We start from the raw sequence: 22,689 nt of genomic DNA on the forward strand, positions 1-22,689 counted from the left end.
TCATTTATCTTGCGCCTTTATGTTTAAAATAGCCCAGTAATTTTTTTACATAACTTTCATCAATTCGGGTACTTATAACACCCGAACCACTATGACTAAAAGACTTCTCGAAATAATCAACCACTTTTAAATAATGAGCTTCATACCCATTTCTAACACTTTTAGATGCTGTATTCACCAACATTGTTTTTCCTGTTTCAGCATCTAGCATAGGAACCATTCCTAAATTTGGTATTGAAACATCATGTTTATCAAATACTCTAATTCCTGTTACATCATGTTTTTTTCCAGCAATTTTTAATGTTTGTTCGTAATTATCATCCATAAAATCTGATAACATAAAAACAATTGCTTTCTTTTTCATAACGCCTGACAAAAATTTCAATGCTTCAGAAATATTTGTTTTTGTGCTTTTTGGGTGAAACTCTATTAATTCTCTAATAATTCGTAAAACGTGACTTTTTCCCTTTTTGGGAGGAATAAATAACTCAACTTCATCAGAAAATAATAGTAATCCTACCTTATCATTATTTTGAATTGCAGAAAATGCTAATGTTGCTGCGATTTCAGTTATAGTATCTCTTTTAAATTGTTGTGTTGTTCCAAAAAATTCAGAGCCGCTAACATCAACTAGCAACATCATGGTTAATTCTCGCTCTTCTTCAAAAACTTTTACATAAGGTTCATTATAACGAGCCGTAACATTCCAATCAATTGCCCTCACATCATCTCCATATTGGTATTGACGTACTTCAGAAAAAGTCATACCTCGTCCTTTAAATGAACTGTGGTATTCGCCAGAGAAAATATGATCAGACAAACGGCGTGTCTTAATCTCTATTTTTCGAACTTTTTTAAGTATTTCTTTAGTATCCATGTTTTAAAGTTTACAGTATTCAGTTGCAGTATTCAGTTGAACAGTTTTAAAAACTGTTAACTGTGACTATTAACTGTGAACTACTAAGGTACCTCTACTTCATTTACAATTTTATTGATAATATCTTCTGAAGTAACGTTTTCCGCTTCGGCTTCATAAGTGATTCCAACTCTGTGACGTAAAACATCATGAACAACAGCACGAACATCTTCAGGAATCACATAACCTCTTCGTCTAATAAATGCATAACATTTAGCAGCCATTGCTAAATTAATACTTCCACGAGGTGAAGCTCCAAAACTTATCAATCCTTTTAAATCTGGTAAGTTGTACTTTTCTGGATAACGAGTTGCAAAAATAAGATCAAGTATATATTTTTCAATTTTTTCATCCATATACACTTCTTTCACTGCATTTCTTGCTCTATTAATTTGCTCTACAGATGCAACAGCATTCACGCTATCATAATTTCCAGTTAAATTCTGACGCATTATTATTTGTTCTTCATTCAATTTTGGATAATCAATAACTGTTTTTAACATAAAACGGTCAACTTGTGCTTCAGGTAAAGGATATGTTCCTTCTTGTTCTACCGGATTTTGAGTTGCCATCACCAAAAAAGGTTCTTGTAACTTAAACGTTGAATCTCCAATAGTAACTTGACGCTCTTGCATGGCTTCTAATAAAGCAGATTGTACTTTAGCTGGAGCGCGATTAATTTCGTCAGCTAATACAAAATTTGCGAAAATAGGACCTTTTTTAATGGTAAAATCATTGTCTTTTACACTATAAATCATTGTTCCAATAACATCTGCTGGTAATAAGTCAGGCGTAAACTGAATTCTACTAAATTTTGCATCAATAGCTCTTGACAAGGTGTTAATTGCCAATGTTTTAGCCAAACCTGGAACACCTTCTAATAAAATATGACCATTTCCTAGCAAGCCAATCAGTAATCGCTCGATCATATGCTTTTGACCAACAATTACTTTATTCATTTCCATCACTAGCAAATCAACAAAAGCGCTTTCCTTTTCAATTTTCTCATTGATAGCCTTTATATCTATCGAAACATTATTTTCTTCAATCATTTTTATTGTTTTTAATCGCGTGAATTTAATATACTTTATTAACCCATGCAAATAGCTGAATTTTTTTTTGAAAATCTTGTTAAAAATTGGTTAAAAATAATAGTAAAACCTAAGGTTTAGTAAGAATTTAACAACTATTGGTCAATCCAAATCAGGTATTACTTTTTTTAAAATATGTTATATTTTAAATCATTTTTCAAAAAAATGAATCTTCAAAAAAATTGAACTAAAAAAAGAGGCAAATTTGCCTCTTTTTTTAGTTTTTAAAGTTTTCTAAACTTAGTTTATTTCTTTCGAATTTAGCAAAAGTATAATGCGTAATCCAATCTCCTGTATTGATATATTTTGAATTTTCCGAAATTGCTATTTCAAGTGGCAAATGTCTATGGCCAAAAATAAAATAATCGTAATGTTTTTCCGTTAGTTTTTTCTTACAATACTGAACCAGCCATTCATTTTCTTCGCCTAAAAATTTCACATCTTCCTCACCTGAAATTAACTTGTTTTTAACTGATAAATATTGGGCTAACCGTATTCCAATATCGGGGTGCAACCATCTATAAAACCATTTAGAAATTGGATTTGTAAATACTTTTTTCATTCGTTTATAACCTTTATCTCCAGGTCCTAAACCATCGCCATGACCAATTAAAAAGGTTTTATGGTTAAATGTGAATTCCTTTGGTTCGTAATAGGTTGGTATATTTAATTCTGATTCAAAATAATCACGCATCCAAAGATCGTGATTACCTACAAAAAAGTGAATTTGAATTCCACTATCTCTTAATTCAGCAAGCTTTCCTAAAACTCGTACAAATCCTTTAGGAACTGCTTTTTTATATTCGAACCAAAAATCAAATAAGTCGCCTAATAAAAAAATAACTTCAGCATCATATTTTATGGTATCTAACCAAGCTACAAACTTTTGCTCTCTAATTTTACTTTTCTCAATAGTTGGAGCACCAAAATGTTGGTCTGAAGCAAAGTATATTTTTTTATTGATTGTCAAAAGATTGAATGATTTTAACTTTTAAAATGATATAAATATATAAAGTTACTATATTTTTTATTCATTATTTGATTTTTCATCTAGCTCTAACACCTTCATAATCATCGGGTCTTTCTTTTGTGTAATCATGTAAAAACCTGTTTCTTGAAATAAATTTCTGGCTATAACAGCTTTCAAATACATTTTTAAATTTTCTCTTTCCTTTGGAAAAATTGGCGTTGTTAGATCTAGCTGATCTATATATAGGTTATATATTTTAGCGTCTTTATCAAAATTATTTACAAAATTTTCCAATTCCCATGTATTCATTTCTTCTCTATGATTATCAATGTATTTAAATACAAAATCATTAAGCCTTCTATACAATCTGTTGCTATAAGTACTTGCAGTATCAATAGCTACAAAAACATCAGGAACTATACCTCCACCGCCATAAACAACTTTTCCTTTTGGTGTAGTATATTTTAAATCTTCATCAACTTTAATACTATCCTTATAAATTAATTCACCATTATGAATTCTTTCTACATAATCATTTTTATATTTTTTAGTATCTTTTTCACTGTAGGGTTTTTGAATTGACCTGCCTGTTGGGGTATAGTAACGAGATGTTGTTAGCCTTACCGCAGAACCATCGCCTAAATCCATTTCTTGCTGCACCAATCCTTTTCCAAACGATCTACGACCTACTATAGTCCCTTTATCATTATCTTGAAGCGCGCCTGCAACAATTTCACTTGCTGATGCTGAGTTTTGATCAATTAAAACATATACTTTTCCATCTTCAAAATCACCCTTACTGGTTGCAAATGAATTATCAACTTCTCCTGTTTTATTTTTAGTAAAAACAATTAATTTACCATCTTCTAAAAATTCATCAATAATTCTGTTGGCAATATCCATAAAACCTCCCGGATTGCCTCTTAAATCGAGCACCAGCGAATTCATTCCTTTAGAAATTAATTCATCAAGACCAACTTTAAACTCTTTATAAGTGGTTCTTGCAAATCTATCAATATTGATATATCCTAAGGTTTTATTAATCATATAATACGCTGAAACACTTTTTATAGTCACTTCTCCTCTTTCGATAGGTATGTTTAAAATTTCGTCACTAGAACGTCTATAAATTGCCAAATTAACCGTTGTCTCTGGTTCTCCCTTTAGCGATTTCATAACGGCATCACTCACTTTTCTATTTCCAAAAGTTGTTCCAATCTCTTTTTCCTTTAGTTGAGCTTTATTTATAATGCTCTTGCCAAATAAGGTATCAGTATCAGCAACTAAAATTCTATCTCCATCTTGCAATCCTGCGCGTTCACTTGGACCTCCTTTAATTACACTTGATACTACTACAGAATCTTCGTGCATTAAAAAAGTAACTCCAATACCAACAAATTTACCTTGCATACTTTCAGTAACTCGTTTCAATTCTTCTTTAGGTATATATACAGAATGTGGATCTAGTTTTACCAGCATATTTGTAATGGCATCATCTAATAAACTATCGGTATCTACTTTATCTACATAGTCATATTGTATGTAGTTGATTAACTTTTTTATTTTAGCTTCATTTGTATTGGAACTAAATAAAACCGATTTATTTTTATAATTAAATGTACTTCCTATTAGAATACCTATAGCAATAGATAGTCCTATAAAAAATGGTATACTTGCTTTTCTTTTTGTCATTCTTAATTCTTAAGGTGTGTAAGTTCTACTCCTGCTTTTTCTAAAAACTCCAGTCCTGAAGTATCTTTATAAGCTTTTGCGTAAACTACTCTTTTAATTCCTGATTGATGTATTAATTTACTACATTCTTTACAAGGTGATAATGTGATATACAAGGTAGAATTTTTACATGATTGCGTTGAACTTGCCACTTTTAAAATGGCATTTGCTTCAGCGTGTAAAACATACCATTTTGTAAGTTCATTCTCTTCACAGGGATTTTCAAACCCTGTTGGTGTACCGTTAAAACCATCAGAAATAATCATTCTATCTTTTACTATTAATGCACCAACCTTTTTTCTTTCACAATGCGATAATTTAGCCCATTCTAGTGCCATTCGCATATAAGCCTGATCGTATTTTAGTTGTTTTTTATTCATAAATTATAATGATACGCACGAATGTAAAAATATTCTTTTTAAATCCACGTTAAATGTTTACCAAAATATAGCTGCTTTTAATATTGGCAATACTATCCCAATTACAATTGAGGATATTATAAGTATCCAATCTCTCCTTGAAAAACGAAAAATAGTTTGGAAAATAAAACCAAGTAGCAAAACAATAAATACAATAACTATTTGAGCTATTTCTATACCTAGTGCAAACTCTAATAAGGGAATAAACTTATTGTTAGAACTACCTATAAGCATTTTAAAATACCCTGAAAATCCTAACCCATGAATTAAACCGAAAAATAGCGCAAAAAATAAATTTATATTGGTTTTTGCGTTTTTAGTAGTTCCTTTTGCGTACAGAATATTTACCAATGCAGTAATAATAATTGTAACAGGAATTAAAAACTCTATCAAGTTTGAATTTATTTGAACAATTTTATAGGCGGCTAAAATCAAGGTTAGTGTATGACCAACGGTAAACAAAGAAATTAACCATAATACTTTTTTCCAATTTTTAAAATCATAAATAACTGCCAACGCAATTAAAAATAAAATATGATCATAAGCATTCCAATCCAAAACATGAAAAAGACCTTGCTTCACAAAAAAAATAAAATTATCCATTCACTATTTTTTTAACATTTAAATATTGAAGAAACTTTTGCTGAAAAACCATTACTTAAACCAATTGTTAACGATATCAATTTCAATAAGTTTAGCGGTTTTATGAATAAACTCATTTTTGCTGCTCTCATAACTATAATCTTCAGACCACTTTGAAATATTTTCTGCCACTTGTTTTATACTATCGCAAATATAAAGAACTTCACTATTAGTTAATGTTGGATGAATAGACATTCGAATCCATCCTGGTCTATCAATCAAACAACCTTCAGTAATTTGTTCTTCAATAGTTTTTGATGTTTGTTGGTCTACATTTAATAAAAAGTGACCATAGGTTCCTGCACAAGAACAACCTCCTCTTGTTTGAATTCCAAATCGATCGTTTAATAATTTTACTACTAAATTAAAATGTGCATTTTCAATAAAAAATGAAAAAATCCCTAATCGATCTTTATGTTGCTCTGCTAATATTTTTAAATTAGGTATCTCAGAAAGTTTTTCAAAAATAAGCTCGTTAATTTCGTGCTCTCTATTTAAAATATTTTCAATACCCATTTGCTCTTTCAATTGAATAGAAAGGGCGATTTTTATAGCTTGTAAAAAACCAGGGGTTCCGCCATCTTCCCTAGTTTCAATATCATTAATATAATCATGATCTCCCCATGGATTTGTGTAATTCACAGTTCCTCCTCCTGGATTATCAGGAACAACATTATGATAAAGTTTTTTATTAAAAATTAAAACACCTGAAGTTCCTGGTCCACCTAAAAACTTATGTGGTGAAAAGAAAATAGCATCTAAATAAGCTTGTTCATTCTTTGGGTGCATATTCACTTCAACATAGGGTGCTGAACAAGCAAAATCAACAAAGCACAAGCCACCATGTTGGTGAATAATTTCTGCAATCTTATGATAATCGGTTCTAATACCTGTAACATTAGAACACGCAGTTACTGAGGCTATTTTTATAGGCCTGTCTTTATATATATCTAATAATTTTCTAAAACTTTGAAAACAAATTAAACCTGAGTCTTGACAAGGAATAATTTCAACATCTGCTATAGTTTCTAACCAAGATGTTTGATTAGAATGATGTTCCATATGAGTAATAAAAACGATTGGCTTTAATTCATCTGGAACCTTTGTATACTGTTTTAAATTCTCTGAGACTTTTAACCCAAGAATTCGTTGAAATTTATTAATCATTCCTGTCATTCCAGTTCCAGAAGTAATTAAAATATCATCTTCATTTGCATTTACATGCCTCTTAATAATACCTCTAGCTTTATGGTAAGCCATTGTCATAGCAGACCCCGTAACAGAAGTTTCGGTATGTGTGTTTGCAACAAACGGCCCAAATTCGTTTATTAATTTTTCTTCAATTGGGCGGTACATTCTTCCACTAGCAGTCCAGTCTGTATAAATAATTTCTTTCTCTCCATAAGGTGATTGAAATGTTTTATTGACACCGACAATATGTTTTCTGAATTGTTGAAAATAGGTTTCTAATTCAGTTGGAGTATTAGATTTAGCACTCATTATTCCTCATTTTTAAAAAAATTTCTTGCCATTTTAACTTATAAAATCGTGTGTAAATTAATCAATTAAAATCAAATTTCTTAAAGTTACTTAAACCATTTTTTAACCAAGTATAATATTCATCAACATCAGGTGTATAAGCAGCTGGATCATTTAAATTTTCTTCGTTGTGATTCATTAAAACATAAAACGGTTGCGCATTTGCACCGTATTTTATTGTTTGAAATTCACTCCATTTTTGCCCAATATATTTTAATTTTTTTCCAGGTCGAAGTTTTGACTCTATAATTTCATTCTCTGAGAGTTTTCTTTTGTCATCAACATATAAAGATATTAAAACCACATCATTTTTTAATATCGGTAATATTTTATCTTTTGCCCAAACATTCTGTTCCATTTTTCTACAATTCACACAAGCAAAACCCGTAAAATCAAGCATTACTGGTTTATTTACTTTTTTAGCATATGCCAATCCTTTGTCATAGTCATTAAAAGCCAAAATATTATGAGGTGCCATCATATGAGCTCCATCAGGTATTTCACCATGGTTTGCACCTTCGGCTATGCCTCCTCCAGTTTTAGTGAATCCTACACCATAAGGAGATTCAGCATAATGTTGTGCTGGTGGAAATGCACTTATTAAATTTAAAGGAGCACCCCATAAACCAGGAATCATATAAATAGTAAAAGCCATTGTAACTAATCCTAAACATAATCTTCCTACTGAAATATGTTCTAAAGGAGAATCATGGGGTAATTTAATTTTACCAAATAAATAAAATGCCAAGGCTCCAAAAATTGTAATCCAAATTGCTAAGAAAACTTCACGTTCTAACCAATGTAATTGTAATACTAAATCGGCATTTGATAAAAATTTAAATGCTAGTGCTAGCTCTAAAAATCCTAAAACAACCTTTACCGTATTTAACCAACCACCAGATTTTGGTAAAGAGTTCAACCAACCTGGGAATGCAGCAAATAATGCAAAAGGAATTGCTAATGCTAAAGAAAATCCTAACATTCCAACTATTGGACCTATTTGGTTTCCTCCTGCTGCTGCTTCAACAAGCAAAGTTCCAACTATTGGACCTGTGCACGAAAAAGAAACAATAGCCAACGCTAACGCCATGAAAAATATACCAATTATTCCTCCTTTATCTGCTTGTGCATCTACTTTTGTTCCCCAAGAACTTGGTAAAACTATTTCAAAAGCGCCTAAAAATGAAATTGCAAAAATCACTAATAACAAAAAGAATATAATGTTAAACCACACATTTGTAGATAACGCATTTAAGGCGTCAGCACCAAAAACAGCACTTACTAGAGTTCCTAACAATACATAAATTATAACTATTGATAAGCCATAAATAATAGCATTTCTAATTCCAGATGCTTTACTTTTACTTTGCTTTGTAAAGAAGCTTACTGTCATTGGAATCATTGGAAAAACGCACGGAGTTAACAATGCAGCGAAACCAGAAAAGAAGGCTATAATAAAAATGGTAAGTAAACTTTTATCTGGATTTTTTTTTGATTTTTCTTGTTTAATTTCTTTCACTACTTGCTTGGTAGCTGGCTCATTCAAATTAACCTTTTTAGAAGTGTCCCCATTAAAATTAAATTCTAAATCTACTAATGTTGGTGGTAAGCATCTTTCATCATCACAAACCATAAACTCTAATTCACCAATAATCGCTGAGATTTCTTTAGATCCTATTTTAACGCGTTGCTTAAAAATTGCTTTCTCTTCAAAATATTTTATTTCCATTTGAAAAACAGGATCAAAAACCGTTTTCCCATCCTCTTCTACTACACCTTCTACTAATTGAAAACTATCATTTTTTTCAAAATTAAACGAAGTTGCAATTGGACCATTTTCAGGGACATTTTGTGAATATAAATGCCAACTTTCCTCTATGGACGCAGTTATTATTAAATCATATTCTGACTCTGAAATTTTATCGACAGATGTTTCCCATTTTACAGGATCGTAAATTTGTGAAAAACTTGAGAGACTAAAAACTAATAAGGATAGAAGTACAACTATTTTTTTCATATGTTTAAATTTTATTTTTTAGCGGTAACATATGCTGTTCGCTATTAATCATTCCGCAGTGTGTCAACATTTGACATGCTCGTTTCATATTAAAAGCTTGTTTCTTTTATTATAATTTGTCAAAAATAAACAATATTACTTACTATGTTGTTTTGTTCGTCTTTTTACCTTACTGAAAGGTGTTAAACTTTTCTTAATGTATAACAATTATAGCCTTTAATTTATAAATACTTCAAAAAAAAACGATTTTTCCATACCAAAAGAACGTTAAAACCATAAACATTGAGCAATTACTCTAAATAATTTGAAAATAATTTTTTGTAGTTAAATTTTAGTATAAATTTGGTTTAGCTATAAGGATAAATAAATCATCCCCAAAGACATTTTTTATAGCAAAAAGGGTTTATTTAATTAAATAAACCCTTTTTCTTTTGCTTTTAATACCAATGCTCTATCATCACCCTCATCAACATCGAAAATTATTTTTAGGTGTTTTTTTCTTTTTTCTAAACCAGTCATTGACATAGGTATAACATTTGGTAATTCTTTCATTTTTGTCCCTATTGACATTTCATATAATAACTGCCTATCTATTTTGTCTAACTGAAAATCAACTGAAGATTGCTTGCGGAATAATTCTAAAACAGATTTACTATAATAAGGCGAGTTATCTAGCACCGTTTTTATGGATGTTACTAGCTCATCTTTATTAATGTCGTTTTTAATCAAAAACCCATTTGGATTTACATTTTTTAGAATAACTTGTATTCTGTAATTATCGTTAAAAGTTGTTGCAACAATAATTTTACACTTAGGCAATAACTGCTTGATCTTAATTCCTATATCTTCTCCAGATAAAATTTTACCATCAGCTGACGGCGGTATTGAAATATCAAGAAATACAAAATCAATTCTATTATTTTTAGAGGCTTTTGTTATTTTTTGAATAGCATCGTCTGAGTTGTGAACAATATCTATTTTAAACTTTACATTTTCATTTTCCGTTTCAATAAATTCAAAAGCACTCTTATAAGCGTCTGCTATAATAGGATGATCGTCAATTATTAGTACTTTATAAATTTTTTTCATAATCCTAATTTTCAATTAAACATGATACAAAGATAGTTGTTCCTTCGTTAATTGTCGAATCTACATAAAATAACCCATTTAATTTCTGTGCTCTAGACTGCATGTTTTTTAGTCCTATCCCTTTTCTTTTATCGTTAAATTTAAATCCAACACCATTGTCTTTTATGGTTAGTTTTAGTAGTTCATCATCTAAATCAAATTGAATAGCTACTTGAGTTGCTTTTGAATATTTAATACAGTTTTGTAATGCTTCTTGTATAATTCTATAAAAATTAATTTTTATATGATCACTTATTTTATCCCAAAAAATAGTATCACGAGCGTCTAAATTACATTCAAAATTTCCTAATTTACTTTTTTCAGTAATCAAGCTTTCTACAATTTTTAAAAAATCTACTTTTGATGATAATACTTCACTTTTTAATTCATGAGAAATTGCTCTTATTTCTTTTTCTATTGATTGAAGTTCATCTATATAAAATTGATGCTTTTTGGTGTCACTTTCATCTCCTTTAACACTTAAAAAACCTAACCCTATTCTTGTTCCAAAAATTTTACCAAGTACACCATCATGTAAATCTTCTGATATTCGATGCCTTTCTTTTAAGCGACCTTCCTCTAACTTTGATTGTTGCTTAAGCATTAAAGAAAAAATTTCTTCATTAGATTTTTGTTGCTCTCGCTCAAATAGTAATTCCTTATTTTTTGTTCTTTGAACCATTAAAAAATACGAGAGTGAAATAAATAAAAGCGCTATAAAGGTTCCGATTAAAATTAATACTTTTTGTTGTGAAAGTTTTTCAGTTTCTTCAATATATTCATCAGTTTCAAAACGAATTCTTGTAAACTTGTTTCGTGCTTTTCGCTCTTCTACTTGAAGGCTATCTTCTAGGTGAACATAATATTTTAAATATTTACTAGAATTTAGCTTATCTATTTTTGAAAGTAATAATAACGACTCTAACTTATCTCTATTGTTTTCAACTTTATTAGCCAGGTTTAGCGCCTCTGTAGCTAAATTAATTGCTTGTAAGGTATCTGATTTTGAAGCAAAAAATTCCGATAAATGTCTTTTAACAATAACAATTCCTTGAGAGTTTTTTAAACTATCCCTTATTTTTAGTGATTTTTCTAAATCTTTAAAAACATTTAATGTATCTCCATCTAAAAACTTAGTATATGCAATATTATCGATTAAGCGTGCATAAAAATTAATATCACGTTCTTTTAAATTGCTATTATTTAAAGCCTCTTCAAAACTTTCTATTGCTTCATCGTACTTGCTAAGTTTTTGATAAACCAACCCCAAATTACTTAAGCTCCATTCTCTAAAGGTACTTTTATCGTTGATTTTTTTTAAGTATTCTAGGGCTTTTTTATTGTAATATATGGCTCTATCAAATTCTTCCAATTCCATATAAATCAATCCTAAATAATTATAACATTGATATAAGTCTTTATCTCTATTTAGTTTTTTATAAATTGTAAGCGCTTCAAACATGGAAATTTCGCTACCCGTATAATCTTTTAAACGTCCTTGCGCAAATGCCATATTATACAGCATTTTGGCAGTATAAAGCTCATGCTTTATTTTCTTAAAATTTTCATAGGCTTTGTGGTAATGGTAATATGCACTATCCACTACCTCGTTTTTAGAATAATAAAAAGCATAGTTCCAATGGGCTTCCCCAATTTTTAAGGTATCATGTAACTTATTTGATAAAGACAACGATTTAGCGTTAACTATTTTAAATAAGTTTACACTATTTAAATTTACAGCTTCAAATGAAATTTTAGAATAATAATTATTTTTAACTGAATCTGAATGAAGTATATTGGTATTTTCAAAAGCCTTCTCCAGAGCTTTTTGCCGATCACTTATTACAAGTTTTCTATTTTTAGATTGTTGTATCCAACTATTAATGCTATCAGTAAGATCATTATTAAAAGAAACACTAAAATTCGATGTATCAGAGCAACTCACTATACAAGCAAATAATAAGCTTGCAAAAATAAATTGAATGTATTTAAAACTGTACAATGAAGCTTTCAATTTTCTGACTTTGAAAAACAAAGCTACTAAAAAAAGCCTTAAATAAATTTCAAGGCTTTTTTAAAACTATTTCGTACTATTAAAGTATGTTTAAAACTCTTTAGTCTCTTGTGTTATCCCAAGTCGCACTTCCATCATCACCTGTTGCGAAAAGTTCATCTTGTGAATAGAGATCTTCATCTGCCGATAAATTATCAGAAGTACAAGAAGTTAATGCTATAGATAAAATAGAAAATGCGAAAATAAATTTTAATGCTTTCATAATATTGGGGTTTAAAATTTGTAATTACTTAATTAGTAAACCCAAAATTAACGAACTAAAAGGTTAAAAAATAATTTAAATACCTTTTATTAGTGTAAACATACCTTTTGTTAGTATAAACATACCTTTTGTTATGTAAAACTAACTTACCGACAAATAAGAATATTCGGATAATGCTTTATTTATATTCCTAATATTATTAATATACGTTTTTGTAAATGGAACTTCGTAACTATTCCGTTTTATTGTACAAATAGATTTTCCAAACTGAATTCTTGATATAAAATTTTTATTAATAATATAACTTTTATGTATTCTATAAAAATTATTAGGTAATACGTCTTGAAAAGTCTTCAATGTTTTAAAAGCGGTAATTCTATTTCCATCATTCATATAAAAATCGGTACTATTATTATCTGCTTTTAAAAAAAGTATCTCGTCAGTTTTCAAATATTGATAATCTTTATATGATTTTAAGCAGATGTTTTTTCTTGACTTTGCAGGGATTCGTTTCAAAATTTTTAAAATTGACTTTCTTATCTCTAATTCTTCTATAGGATTTAATAAAAAGTCGAAAAAACCATTTTTAATAACATCATATACCTTCCCTTTAGAGGAAGATATTGCAATAAAAATTGGAAAATCATCATTAAACAAATTAAGTTCTTGAGCAAACTTAAAAGGATTATTAAATGTAGAATCAATATTAAAAAAAACTAAATCTGGTGTTTCTCTTAATATTATGTTCATTGCTGAATTGTAGTCACTAGAAGTTCCAATACAATTAAATTCAAAGTAATCTTCTAAAACATCTTTAATACTTTGAATGGTAAAATTATCGTGGTCAATAATAAAGTAATTTCGCATAATTTGGAGGGGACAAATTTTGTTCTTAGCAAATTTACTAAAAATTTCAAGAAATATTGTATGGTTTCTCCTTCCTTTTTTTATGGTAAAATCTTTAAAGACATGGATCAATAGTATTAATTTTATAGATATAATCTATCTATGATAGATTCTTTTAAGTTAACCCCCTTTTAAGACATACTTATCTATTAATTAAATTTTAGGTTAACACAAAATGAAGAAGAAAATCAATAAATATAAAAAATCAAAAACCCCTACAAACATGAAAAAAAATACTAACACAAATTCTAAAAATAGCAATTACTGCTCAGAAAATTCTAAAAATAGTACTTCTGAAAATAATCAAGATCTTAAAAAAAATAGCTATCCAAGTGATATTCTAGGTTTATTTCAGCGCTTAGGGATTGAGTAAATCCACTATTAAATAGTCTAAACTAACTAATAATGTAAGTCTATACTCCTAAAATTTAATTCATTATTTTAAAAGTTCCATAAATAACAAAAGCTGAATGACGTTAACATCATTCAGCTTTTAATCTTCATATAAACTTTAATTACATAAAGTTCCTATTCATTAATTTTGATCACCAGGTCCAATATTTGGATTGGCATCAATTTCCTTTTGTGGAATTTTAAAGATCCAATTATTATTTAGTGATGGTTTTTCTTGACGGAATCCATCTTGGTAAAGTACTTCAGATGCTCCAGATCCACCATTTGCAGCGTGGTCAATACCTTGATCCCAACGTATATAATCAGTATATCCAAATCCTTCTCCCCATAATTCTAAACCACGTTGAAATTTAATATGATCCATTAATGAAGATTGGCTATTATAGATTGAAACATCGTATGCACTATCACGTGCTTCACCTAATGGTCTTAATGCATTTTGTGCAGCAGAAACATTATTTAGCATAGCTTCTGCTTCTGCTTCAATTAAGTACATTTCAGAAGAACGCATATAAATAATATCATCTGGGTCAATAGATCCAGGATTTTTTTGTCTTTGTTTCATGTGCATATATGGGTGCGTTCTATGACCAGAAACCATTCCATACGTAGCTTTAATAGCAGCAATAGCCGCATTAAATTCAGCTTCAGTAGTATATAAAGGGTTTGTATTATTGGCCCAACCACCAGTACCATTAGACGCTGAACTACTAGAATTTGGTGCATCTATTAAAAATACATTTTTTCTATAATCAGTATCAGGAATTGCATCAACCAATCTTCTATCAGCAATTTTAGGATTACCTCTAATCTGACTTCCATTGAATGTATTACTCATTAAATAAAAATAAGAACGGAAGTAGGTAGTTTCTGCATCAATTACATTACTACCCCAAATAACTTCAGGAAGTGTATTTTTATTAAATCCATCCATCCAATCACTTTCATCCATTATTGGATAATTTTGACGCGCTAATTTAGCAGCATCAGCAGCAATTCTCCATTGTCCACTATTTAATGCAATTCGCGCTTTTATACCATAGGCAACATCAATGTTTAATTGTGATTTGGCAGCAGCAGTTCCAGTTGGTCTAGCTGTAGCTCCTTGGAAATATCCAATTGCAGTATCAATATCTAACATACATTGATCATAGATCTCTTGTACTGTAGATCTTGGTGCACTTGTAAATGGTGCTTCAGAAGCAAATAATAATGGTACTCCTGGATCAGTAGATGGGTTTCCAATCAAATATCCTTTAGCAAAATGCTGAATTAACGATAGATACGCATAAGCTCTATAGGTATAAGCTTGTCCAATAATTTCTTTAAGTCTAGCATCTTCTGGAATACTTCCGTCAGTTGCTTTATTAATTATGGCATTTGAACTAGCAATAATATTATAACGGTGATACCAAAGTATTTCATTCGTTAATGATGTTTCTTGCGTATGATCTATCCACTGCGTTGTATTTTGCCAGCTTAAATTATTCGCTCTAGCTGAATGTATAACACCACCTACTAAGTTATCTCCCATAGGCACCCAATAGTGCTCACCTGCTCTTGCAGTATTCCCTCCAGGCAGTATAGTTTGAGATTGAGAATACAATCCTCGGTGTAACCCTTGTAATATTAAAAACATATTATCAGCAGTTGCCAAGGCATCAGCAGACGAAATAGCGTCTGTTGGTTTAGTTTCCAGAAAATCTTCTGAACACGATGTTACTGTAATAGCTCCTATTACGAATAACAATAAAATTAGTTTTTTTAACATAATTATATTTTTTTATTATTATGAATCAATTAAAATGATACGTTTAAACCTACTGAGAAAATTCTTGAAGGATTAAAATCATTACCTGCTGCAGTTCCTGCTAAAGAGTATTGAGGGTCTAAACCATCCCTTTTACTTTTCAAAAATAAATTTTCTCCAGTAACAGAAAGTCTTAAATTGTCAACTCCTATTTTGTTAGTAATAGAACTATCAAAAGAGTATCCTAAGTTAATATTCTTAAGTGCCCAAAACGAAGCATCTGTTAAAAAACGAGTAGATTGAGATTGTACTAAATCAACATTTCCATTTTCTAATCTAGGTACACTTGTAACATCTCCAGGTGCACGCCATGCGTTTAAAATATCTGGGTGGTAAGATCTTCCAAAAGTACCACTGTGCATCATTGCTGAATATCCATTATCTAAAACTTTTCCTCCAATACCATAAGTTATTAAAACATTTAAATTAAATCCTTTATAACTAAAGCTATTTGTAATTGAACCTAAAAGATCTGGCAAGGTAGAATCTCCTGTGTAGGCTCTTTCTGTATCTTGCCAATCGTTTGTTGTTTCTTGCTCACCATTTGCATCTAAAACAGGTACACTGTTACCATCATCATCTATTTCAAACATTAAAAATAATTGATCACCTGTTGCAGGGTCTACACCTGCTGTATGAAGTAAGAAGAAATCATATCTTGATCTACCTATTTCCCATCTTTTAGAACCATTTACAAATGGATCTGGCAAACTTGTAATTTCGTTTTTAAATGTTGAACCTTGTAATGTTAAGTCCCATTTAAAATCAAGCGTATTTACTAAATGTCCTGTTAAACCAACTTCCCATCCTGAATTATACATATCAGCTACGTTTGCAGGATATGAATTCAATCCATTACTCAATGCAATTGGTAAATCATATAAAAGATCTGAAGAATTTCTTTTGTAATATTCTATCGATCCATCTATTAAATTATCGAATAAACCAAACTCTAAAGCTACATCAAAACTTTCAACAGTTTCCCATTGTAAATTTGCATTCCCTATTTCACTCCATATAATTGCAGGACTGGCAGCATTAGATGTTAAACCATATCTAGGTTGTGATAAGAAAAAGTCTCCTAAATCATCATTACCAACTTCACCGTAAGATCCTCTTAATTTTAAATCATCTACAAATGTTACATTTTCCATAAAATCTTCTTGATCAATTCTCCAAGAAGCACCTACAGAATAAAAGTTACCCCATCTTGCATCTGCACTAAACACAGAAGAACCATCTCTTCTTGCAGAAGCACTTAAATAATATTTATTATCAAAATTATAGTTAGCTCTTAAAAAATAACCTTCGATAGTTTTATTTGTTGTTGCACCACCTAAACTAATGATATTTGCAAAATTGTCAAATTCATAAATTCCTTCAGCAGTTTGTTCAATAGCCATACCATTCATAGAAGAAAATTGTCTGTCAAAACTTTCATGTCCCGCCGTAATTTCTAAATTATGCAGATCGTTAAAAGTTTTATTGTATGATAAAATTTGATTGAAGTTTTCTACCTCTCTTCGAGATCTTGTTTCTGCGTATCTTCCTGTAGGTTGCGCATCTCCAATAATATTATTTTCGTATTCCTTACTTAGTAATTCATTGATATCTCTACCGTAGTTAACTCTAAAGTTAAGACCATCTACTATTTTGAAGTCTGCGTAATATCTAAAACCATACGTATTATTTCTAGTACGTTCATCATTTAATAATAATTCTTGAAGTGCGTGACGACCTTGACTAATTGGTCTTGTATTGATATTATATTCTGAATATCCTTCACCATTATCAAAAACAGGATTTCCAGCTGCATCAAGTACTAAATTTCCTTGCAAATCATTCACATATACTGGATACACTGAACCTATGTTTTTAGCAAAACCAAATGGGTTTACTATACTTCCAGAACCTGCAGATGTTGGGCCTGTAGAATTAGAAATAGTAATATTAGCACTACCTCCCATACTTATTCTGTCATTCACATCAAAATCAGCATTTAAACGAGTTGTTAAACGGTCGAATGATGTTGTAACCACATATCCTTCTTCATCTAAATAAGAAGCAGAGAAAAATACTTTATGCTTGTCTCCACCACCTGCAATGTTTATATTGTAATTTGATCTAACAGCATTTTGTTCCATTTCATCGTACCAATCTAAACCTTTATAAATTACATTTGCATTTGGATTTAAACGCCCGTCAGTCCCTACAATTTGATCATTAGGCACATCGAAAGGATTATACCCTAATTGACTAAAAATATTTGCTGATGCATATGCTGGATCTCCACCACCTGCACTTGAATTTTTAAGCGCTTCCCACATAGTTTCATAATACTGACCAGGGGTAATTTCTTCAAAATTAGGTATACCTCTATCTACTAAACCATACTGAGTTGAAACACTTGCTTTTATATCTCCCTTAGTACCACTTTTTGTTGTGATTAAAACCACACCATTTGCAGCCCTAGAACCATATAATGAAGTAGAAGCAGCATCTTTAAGTATGGTAAACGATGCAATATCTTCTTGGTTAATTGTACTTAAAGCACCTTCATATTGCATACCATCTACAATATATAGTGGCGTTGCGTTACCATTAAGAGTTCCAACACCACGAATAATAATTCCTGGAGACGAACCTGGCTGCCCAGAAGCTGAAGTAAATTGTACCCCAGTTGCTTTACCTTCAATCGCTGCGATTGGAGAAGTAACATTTCTAATAGCTAAATCTTCTGATCCAATTACACTAGCAGATCCTGTAAAGGCTTCTTTTGTAGATGTACCATAAGCCGTTACAATAACTTCATCAAGTAAATTTGCATCTTCTTGCATTGTAACATTTAATGTACTACTTGCCCCAACTTTGACATCCTTAGATTTCATACCCATATATGAGAATCTTAGAACATCACCAACACTTGCCATAATAGTAAATTTCCCATCAAAATCTGTTTGAGTTCCATTCGAAGTTCCTTTAACTAAAACGGTTACACCCGGCAAAGGGCCACTACCATCTGTTACAGTACCTGAAATTGTTTTCTCTTGTGCAAAAGAAAATTGCACCACCAACGCTAATAAAAGCGTTAAAATTCCATTAAACTTTGTTTTCATATTTTAATTATTTGAATTAATTCTTTCACAAGTTTAAGGAATTTTTAACTGTTATTTAAGAACTTTGTTAAATTCCTTCATTTTATTAACATAATTTTGTGTTTTTTTTAACAAAAACAGGTTTAAGGGCAGGTTCCAAGCTGTTCTTTACAATATATACCCCTTTATTTGTAATACTTCTTAAGGAACATATTTATAAGTATTGACGTGCTTTTTTTGTAAAATAGTACATTTAAAAATAAAAAAATAGAATAAAGTGATTTTTTAAAGTTCAGAAAAGAGCCACAAATAGGTTTTACTTCAAAAAAAGTTATTTATTTCAAATAATAATTAAGTAAGTGAGCAGTAAAGTATTTTCAGTAACAATATAGTCCCAATTAATAAAAAAATGGTCATAAAAAAGGAAAGTAATAGAAACTTTTTTAAATTAAACAGCTAATTATTAGTGTTTTAAGTTTCTTTTACTTTCCCTTGGTTAGTAAACTAGTACCTCGAGCGGGAATCGAACCCGCACTCCCGAAAGAACTGGATTTTGAATCCAGCGCGTCTACCAATTCCGCCATCGAGGCAATTCACAATTGGAATGCAAATTTAATAATTATTTTTATCTAATTGATAAAAACTTTATGAAGTTATACTATTAACATATAAATAATTTTAAATTTGTACCTAACAAACAACAACACAAAAAAAATCAATCAATTAACACAACTAAAAAATGGAAAGACCTTATCTAGAACCTAAAATTTTTGCTTGCTCACAAAGTAAGGAATTAGCCAAAAATATTGCCAAATATTACGGTGTAAAACTTGGAAATGTAGTAGTTACAAGATTTAGTGATGGTGAATTCCAACCAGCTTTTGCAGAATCTGTTAGAGGAAGACGAATATTTATAGTAGGTTCAACTTTCCCATCGTCTGATAATTTAATGGAGATGTTGTTAATGTTAGATGCTGCAAAAAGAGCTTCCGCTAGACATATTACTGCAGTAATTCCTTATTTCGGTTGGGCAAGACAAGATCGTAAAGACCAACCTCGTGTGGCCATTGGAGCAAAATTAGTAGCAAACCTTTTACAAACAGCTGGAGCAACTAGAATAATGACAATGGATTTACATGCAGATCAAATTCAAGGTTTTTTCGAAAAACCTGTTGATCACTTATTTGCATCTACCATATTTTTACCATACATACATAGTTTAAAACTAGATAATATTACAATTGCTTCACCTGATATGGGTGGATCTAAACGTGCTTATGCCTACTCCAAATATTTAGAAAGTGAAGTGGTTATTTGTTATAAGCAACGATTAAAAGCTAATATCATCTCTACCATGGAATTAATTGGGGAAGTTAAAGATCGCCACGTAATTTTAGTTGATGATATGATTGATACAGGGGGAACCTTAGCAAAAGCTGCCGATTTAATGATAGAAAAAGGCGCTTTAAGTGTCCGTGCAATATGTACACATCCAATACTTTCAGGAGAGGCTTATGAAAGAATTGAAAAATCAAAATTATTAGAATTAATAGTCACCGATACAATTCCTTTAAAAAGAGAAAGTTCTAAAATAAAAGTTGTATCTTGCGCCCCTTTGTTTGCAGATGTGATGCATAAAGTACAAGATAACACATCAATAAGCGGGCAATTTTTAATGTAAATAATTAATAAATAGATAAATAAATGAAATCAATTACAATCTCAGGATCTAAAAGAGAAAGCGTAGGTAAAGTAGCTACTAAAGCCTTACGTAATGCTGGAAAGGTACCTTGCGTTATGTACGGAGGGGATAAACCATTACACTTTTCAGCGGATGAAACATCATTCAAAAAATTAGTGTATACTCCAAACGTTTATACTGCTACGATTGAATTAGAAGGAACCAAATACCATGCAATTTTGCAAGATATTCAGTTTCATCCAGTGACGGATAAAATTTTACATATAGACTTTTACCAATTATTTGATGATAAATTGGTAACAATGAATATTCCAGTAAGATTAATTGGAACTTCTCCTGGAGTTATTAATGGTGGGTCTTTAAGTTTCCCAATGCGTAAATTAAGTGTAAGAGCTTTACCTGCTAACTTACCTGATTTTATTAATGCTGATATTTCTAAATTAAAGATTGGAAATAAATTAGTAGTTAGTGAAGTAGCAGATGACTCATTTACCATTTTACATCCAGAAAACACTGTTGTTGTTCAAGTTAGAACTGCACGTGCAGCACTTGTAGAACTTGGTGATGAAGAAGATGAAGAAGATGGTGAAGAAGGTGCAGAAGGTGGAGAAGAATCATCAGAAGAAGCTGCTACAGAATAATTCATTCTTAGATAAAACAATAAAAAGCGTTGCATTTTGCAACGCTTTTTCTTTTTAGTACTTTTGCTATATGCAATTATTTAGGTTTATTAAACTACTTTTTAAATCAGAAAAAGAAATCACATCTAATACTTCTATGAAAAAATTCTTAATTGTTGGCTTAGGAAATATTGGTTCAACATATGATGATACTCGTCATAATATTGGTTTCAAGACTATAGATGAATTAGCTTCAAAAGAAGCTATTCATTTTGAAAGTGAAAAATTAGGTAGTATTGCAACATTTAGGTTTAAAGGAAGAACTTTTATTTTATTAAAACCTTCAACTTTTATGAATTTAAGTGGAAAATCAGTAAAATACTGGCTTACAAAAGAAAAAATTCCTATTGAAAATTTATTAGTTATTTGTGACGACTTAAATCTAACTTTTGGAACTATTAGGCTGAAGGCAAAAGGAAGTGATGGTGGTCATAATGGGCTAAAAGATATAAATACGGTTCTACAAACTCAGCAATATGCACGATTTAGATTTGGTGTTGGATCAGAGTTTTCAAAAGGTCGACAATCAGACTTTGTTCTCGGAAAATGGGATGAAGAAGAAAGCAAATTATTACCTGAACGACTAGAAGTAGCTTGCAAACTAATAAAATCGTTTGGTACTGCCGGCTTAAATAATACAATGAATACTTTTAACGGAACTTAATTCTCATTAAATAATTAGCAGCTAAGACCTGATTTAGGCTAACTTTGGTCTGAAGCATACCACTCAGCACTAGATGTACCTGTCTCTTGTAATTTTAATGAGTGTAATTCAATGGTTTTAGGTAACCTTTTTTTAATTTTATCAGCAAAATCAATTAACATCATTTCGCTTGTTGGCTGATACCCAACCAAAATAACATTGTGACCTCTTTTTTCTAGTTCGTTTGCCAACTCAATATGAGGTGTGTTTTTATTAAATACTGTTGCGTGGTCAAATTTATCAACAATTTCTGAAGCCACAATTTTTTTTAAATCACCAAAATCTATCACCATTCCAAACTTAACATTGTCAGAATCTGCAATTGGAGTACCAATTACAGTAACCGAAAGCTTGTAACTATGACCATGCACATTTTTACATTTTCCATCATATCCATATAACGCATGGCCTGTCTCAAAATAAAATTGTTTTGTTATTCTAATATTACTCATTTAATTGTATCTAAATTAATCATCCAAATCTTTTCTGTTTTTTGCCTTGTAGTACACAAAATAAGCAAGTAATACTAACAGAACAAACGGTAAATAGGTTCCAATTATTACACCAATTTCATATCCTCCATCTGGCGCATTCTTCATTTTTTCTTCAACATTAACTTGTTGTAAAATTGCTATAAAATTTGCAAACAT

Annotated in this window: 20 protein-coding genes and 1 tRNA gene; 4 read left to right on the forward strand and 17 right to left on the reverse strand. The window is 30.4% G+C overall.

The annotated features are described in order from the left end of the window. Positions 1–4: 4 nt before the first annotated feature. From HKP59_RS09725 to HKP59_RS09780, 12 genes are all read right to left on the reverse strand, one after another. Positions 5–877 carry a DUF58 domain-containing protein gene (locus HKP59_RS09725; protein WP_291806232.1) on the reverse strand — a complete coding sequence of 291 codons (873 nt, stop codon included), beginning with the start codon at positions 875–877 and terminating at the stop codon, positions 5–7. Positions 878–960: 83 nt separating this feature from the next. After that, positions 961–1,968: a MoxR family ATPase gene (locus HKP59_RS09730; RefSeq protein WP_291806234.1), complete on the reverse strand. Its 1,008-nt coding sequence runs from the start codon at positions 1,966–1,968 to the stop codon at positions 961–963. A 256-nt stretch (positions 1,969–2,224) separates the two neighbouring features. Further along, positions 2,225–2,977, reverse strand: coding sequence for a UDP-2,3-diacylglucosamine diphosphatase (locus tag HKP59_RS09735; RefSeq protein WP_291806236.1), 753 nt, complete (start codon positions 2,975–2,977; stop codon positions 2,225–2,227). Between the two features lie 57 nt (positions 2,978–3,034). Next, entirely contained in the window at positions 3,035–4,669 is a 1,635-nt protein-coding gene (locus HKP59_RS09740) for a S41 family peptidase (RefSeq protein ID WP_291806238.1), read from the reverse strand. A gap of 2 nt (positions 4,670–4,671) precedes the next feature. Next, entirely contained in the window at positions 4,672–5,088 is a 417-nt protein-coding gene (locus HKP59_RS09745) for a dCMP deaminase family protein (protein ID WP_291806240.1), read from the reverse strand. Between the two features lie 57 nt (positions 5,089–5,145). Beyond that, a complete protein-coding gene (locus HKP59_RS09750) occupies positions 5,146–5,730 on the reverse strand; it encodes a HupE/UreJ family protein (protein ID WP_291806243.1) in 585 nt (194 codons plus the stop codon). 51 nt (positions 5,731–5,781) lie between these two features. Beyond that, positions 5,782–7,269 (reverse strand): aminotransferase class V-fold PLP-dependent enzyme, encoded by a 1,488-nt coding sequence (locus HKP59_RS09755; protein WP_291806245.1) that lies wholly within the window; start codon positions 7,267–7,269, stop codon positions 5,782–5,784. A 61-nt stretch (positions 7,270–7,330) separates the two neighbouring features. Beyond that, a complete protein-coding gene (locus HKP59_RS09760) occupies positions 7,331–9,325 on the reverse strand; it encodes a cytochrome c biogenesis protein CcdA (protein WP_291806248.1) in 1,995 nt (664 codons plus the stop codon). A 411-nt stretch (positions 9,326–9,736) separates the two neighbouring features. Then, entirely contained in the window at positions 9,737–10,414 is a 678-nt protein-coding gene (locus HKP59_RS09765) for a response regulator (RefSeq protein WP_291806251.1), read from the reverse strand. A gap of 4 nt (positions 10,415–10,418) precedes the next feature. After that, positions 10,419–12,467: a sensor histidine kinase gene (locus HKP59_RS09770; RefSeq protein WP_291806254.1), complete on the reverse strand. Its 2,049-nt coding sequence runs from the start codon at positions 12,465–12,467 to the stop codon at positions 10,419–10,421. Positions 12,468–12,567: 100 nt separating this feature from the next. Beyond that, positions 12,568–12,729, reverse strand: coding sequence for a hypothetical protein (locus HKP59_RS09775; protein WP_291806256.1), 162 nt, complete (start codon positions 12,727–12,729; stop codon positions 12,568–12,570). Positions 12,730–12,870: 141 nt separating this feature from the next. Continuing rightward, positions 12,871–13,596 (reverse strand): LytTR family DNA-binding domain-containing protein, encoded by a 726-nt coding sequence (locus HKP59_RS09780; protein ID WP_291806258.1) that lies wholly within the window; start codon positions 13,594–13,596, stop codon positions 12,871–12,873. 262 nt (positions 13,597–13,858) lie between these two features. Here HKP59_RS09780 and HKP59_RS09785 point away from each other — a divergent pair, with 262 nt between their 5' ends. Then, positions 13,859–14,008 (forward strand): hypothetical protein, encoded by a 150-nt coding sequence (locus HKP59_RS09785; RefSeq protein ID WP_291806260.1) that lies wholly within the window; start codon positions 13,859–13,861, stop codon positions 14,006–14,008. 162 nt (positions 14,009–14,170) lie between these two features. Here HKP59_RS09785 and HKP59_RS09790 read toward each other — a convergent pair whose 3' ends face one another. The 3 genes from HKP59_RS09790 to HKP59_RS09800 all read right to left on the reverse strand — a co-directional run bounded on the left by HKP59_RS09790 (position 14,171) and on the right by HKP59_RS09800 (position 19,544). Further along, a complete protein-coding gene (locus tag HKP59_RS09790; protein WP_291806262.1) occupies positions 14,171–15,820 on the reverse strand; it encodes a RagB/SusD family nutrient uptake outer membrane protein in 1,650 nt (549 codons plus the stop codon). Between the two features lie 29 nt (positions 15,821–15,849). Continuing rightward, positions 15,850–18,975 carry a TonB-dependent receptor gene (locus HKP59_RS09795; protein WP_291806264.1) on the reverse strand — a complete coding sequence of 1,042 codons (3,126 nt, stop codon included), beginning with the start codon at positions 18,973–18,975 and terminating at the stop codon, positions 15,850–15,852. Between the two features lie 487 nt (positions 18,976–19,462). Next, a tRNA-Leu gene (locus HKP59_RS09800) sits at positions 19,463–19,544 on the reverse strand. Between the two features lie 149 nt (positions 19,545–19,693). Here HKP59_RS09800 and HKP59_RS09805 point away from each other — a divergent pair. From HKP59_RS09805 to pth, 3 genes are all read left to right on the forward strand, one after another. Beyond that, a complete protein-coding gene (locus HKP59_RS09805; protein WP_291806267.1) occupies positions 19,694–20,635 on the forward strand; it encodes a ribose-phosphate pyrophosphokinase in 942 nt (313 codons plus the stop codon). Between the two features lie 23 nt (positions 20,636–20,658). Beyond that, on the forward strand, positions 20,659–21,297 hold the full coding sequence (locus HKP59_RS09810; protein WP_291806269.1) for a 50S ribosomal protein L25/general stress protein Ctc: 639 nt from the start codon (positions 20,659–20,661) through the stop codon (positions 21,295–21,297). Between the two features lie 136 nt (positions 21,298–21,433). Then, a complete protein-coding gene (gene pth / locus HKP59_RS09815; protein WP_291806272.1) occupies positions 21,434–22,000 on the forward strand; it encodes an aminoacyl-tRNA hydrolase in 567 nt (188 codons plus the stop codon). Between the two features lie 38 nt (positions 22,001–22,038). On the opposite strand, the gene HKP59_RS09820 is transcribed toward pth, so the two are convergent. Together HKP59_RS09820 and HKP59_RS09825 are read right to left on the reverse strand one after the other, a co-directional pair. Next, the gene (locus HKP59_RS09820) at positions 22,039–22,491 is read right to left on the reverse strand and encodes a 6-carboxytetrahydropterin synthase (protein WP_291806274.1); all 453 of its coding nucleotides are present in this window, start codon (positions 22,489–22,491) and stop codon (positions 22,039–22,041) included. A gap of 15 nt (positions 22,492–22,506) precedes the next feature. Next, entirely contained in the window at positions 22,507–22,689 is a 183-nt protein-coding gene (locus HKP59_RS09825) for a hypothetical protein (RefSeq protein WP_291806277.1), read from the reverse strand.

The sequence above is a fragment of the Lutibacter sp. genome (assembly GCF_013041805.1).
In the GTDB taxonomy this organism is placed as follows: domain Bacteria; phylum Bacteroidota; class Bacteroidia; order Flavobacteriales; family Flavobacteriaceae; genus Lutibacter.